General features: G+C 67.2%; 4 protein-coding genes. 1 reads left to right on the top strand and 3 read right to left on the bottom strand.

Annotated features, from left to right (window positions below):
• From LX12_RS21640 to LX12_RS21630, 3 genes are all read right to left on the bottom strand, one after another.
• A partial coding sequence (locus tag LX12_RS21640; RefSeq protein ID WP_253656689.1) for a tyrosine-type recombinase/integrase occupies positions 1 to 926 on the bottom strand: 926 nt, incomplete at its 3' end.
• A gap of 171 nt (positions 927 to 1,097) precedes the next feature.
• Complete coding sequence (locus LX12_RS21635) at positions 1,098 to 1,262, bottom strand: hypothetical protein (protein ID WP_253656688.1); 165 nt, start codon at positions 1,260 to 1,262, stop codon at positions 1,098 to 1,100.
• The gene (locus LX12_RS21630) at positions 1,259 to 1,507 is read right to left on the bottom strand and encodes a hypothetical protein (RefSeq protein WP_253656687.1); all 249 of its coding nucleotides are present in this window, start codon (positions 1,505 to 1,507) and stop codon (positions 1,259 to 1,261) included. Before LX12_RS21630 ends, LX12_RS21635 begins: the two co-directional genes overlap by 4 nt.
• 95 nt (positions 1,508 to 1,602) lie before the next feature.
• On the opposite strand from LX12_RS21630, the gene LX12_RS21625 reads away from it, so the two are divergent.
• A partial coding sequence (locus tag LX12_RS21625) for an SGNH/GDSL hydrolase family protein (protein ID WP_253656686.1) occupies positions 1,603 to 2,009 on the top strand: 407 nt, incomplete at its 3' end.

The raw sequence follows: 2,009 nt of genomic DNA, 5'->3' as shown, positions 1-2,009 counted from the left end.
ACAGCACCCAGGTACGCCGCGAGTCCGTGCGTGGCGTGGGTGTCGAGGTCGAAGCGCCCGCGGTCGTACACGCGAATCGTCGTCGAGATGTCGCGGTGCCGGGCCATGATCTGCACATCGCGCAGCGGGATGCCCGCGCTGATGGCGTTCACGATCGCCGAGTGCCGCAGCGTGTGCGGCGAGACGATCATGTCGGCGATCGCGGCCTTCTTCGCCAAACGCTTCACCACCCGATCAGCGGACCGTCTCGTCATCTGCGAGCCGTCGCGACGCAGGAACAGAGGGCCCTTGTAGTCGCGGCCCAGCTCATCGATGAGCGCGTCGAGCGACCGCATGACCACCGGCGGCTGCGGCAGGACGAACGCATCGCCACCCTTGCCGACGAACTGCACCACCCGGTGACCCTTCGAGTAGTGCAGGACATCGGGAACGGTCAGCTCGCACACCTCGGTGACGCGCATCCCGAGGTAGCCCATGAGGGTGCACATGGCGTACTCGGTCGCGTTCGAGTCGTAGGCGGCGCGCATGAACCGCTGGAACTCCTCGCGGGTCAGCGACAGCTTCTTGGTCAGGTCGAGCTTCGGCTTCGCGAGACGGACGTTCCGGCATGGGTTCTTCAGGATGTAGTCGTCGTCGATCGCGAACTCGTAGAACATGCGCAGCGCGATCAGGCGGCGGTTCACCGAGCGAGCCAGATTGCCGCGGTCGTCGATCATGTGGCGGACGTACGCCTCGACGGTGCGCCGGCGGATCGCGAACGGGTGCAGGCCCATCTCAGTGAGCCAGCCGCAGAACATGCGGATGTCGCGCTCGTAGCAGTCGCGGGTGTTCTTGCGGTACCGGGAGAGGAACGCGTCGAGGAGGAGCTCGAACTCGGCGTCGCTCGGTAGTTCAGGGGTGGGCTGGGTAGCGTAAAGCGCAGTCATGATCCAGGGCCTTCTGGGTTGTGGCGAGGCCCCGGCTTTCGGTGTTGGCGCACCTGGCCGGGGTCGACCGTTTCAGCGGGCGGGATCAGCCCGCGCTCACCACAATACAGCTTGAGTAGGACAGATGACCGGTTTGAAACCGCCATCTTGATCAGAGTTATGGGCGGGGCGTCAGACCATGTCGCGGGCGTCGCCGCGGAACCATTCGCCCGGCGTCGGCCGGTTCTCCGAGGTCACCGTGAACGACGAGATCTTTGCCCGGCGCTCGCCGATGCCGGCGCCGCCGGAGGTGCCACCGACGAGCGATTTCACCTCGGTGCCCGCCCTGATCGTCACCTGGATGGCGTGCAGTGCGTTTCCCTCGACGGAGTCCACAGTGCCGATGTCGAGCGACCAGAGATCGAGGCCGCGCGGGCTGCGAGCTCGGCCTCGATCCGGTCGAGGTCATGATGACGTCCTACCCGAGCCCCGGAGGTGACGGTCGCCAGCTGGAACCGGTTGCCGGCGGGGACGATGGTCAGCCCTAGGTCGGCCGCCTGATCGACGAGGTGGGCGGGTATGGCGTCGTCGTGATCGGTCACGCGCAGCACCTTGCCAGAACAGACGCCCGTCTGAGCGTCCGCTGTCCAGCCGACATATCCGGCACCCTGCACGGGCGACCGATAGATTGCCTGACATGAGGCGTTCGCGGGGGTTGTCTAGGTGGGAGTTGATTGCGCTGGCGATCTGCGCGGTCGTCGCCGTTGTGCTGGCCGTGCTCGTGTGGCGCACCGACCAGCCCGCCGAGGTGTCAGCGGCCGACCGTGCCGCCGCGATGGCAGGTGCGGCAACGCAGACCGTCGCCGCGCCGGATCCGCGACCTCTCGTCCTGGACAACCAGCGCGTCCTGTTCCTCGGCGACTCGTTCACCGAGGGCACCGGTGCGAACCCGCTCACCCGCGGGTACGCCTACCTCGCGGGTGAGCAGCTCGGCGGCAACTTCGTGGTCAGCGGCCACAGCGGCAGCGGGTACGTGAAGCAGGGACCGAAGGACGGACTCACGTTCGGTCAGGCCCTGGACACCCTGCCCGCCACGCCGGCGCC

The sequence above is a fragment of the Williamsia serinedens genome, assembly GCF_024171725.1.
Lineage (GTDB): Bacteria > Actinomycetota > Actinomycetes > Mycobacteriales > Mycobacteriaceae > Williamsia_A > Williamsia_A serinedens.
Note: the sequence above shows the minus strand (reverse complement) of the source record. Positions and strands in the feature narration are given on the sequence as shown.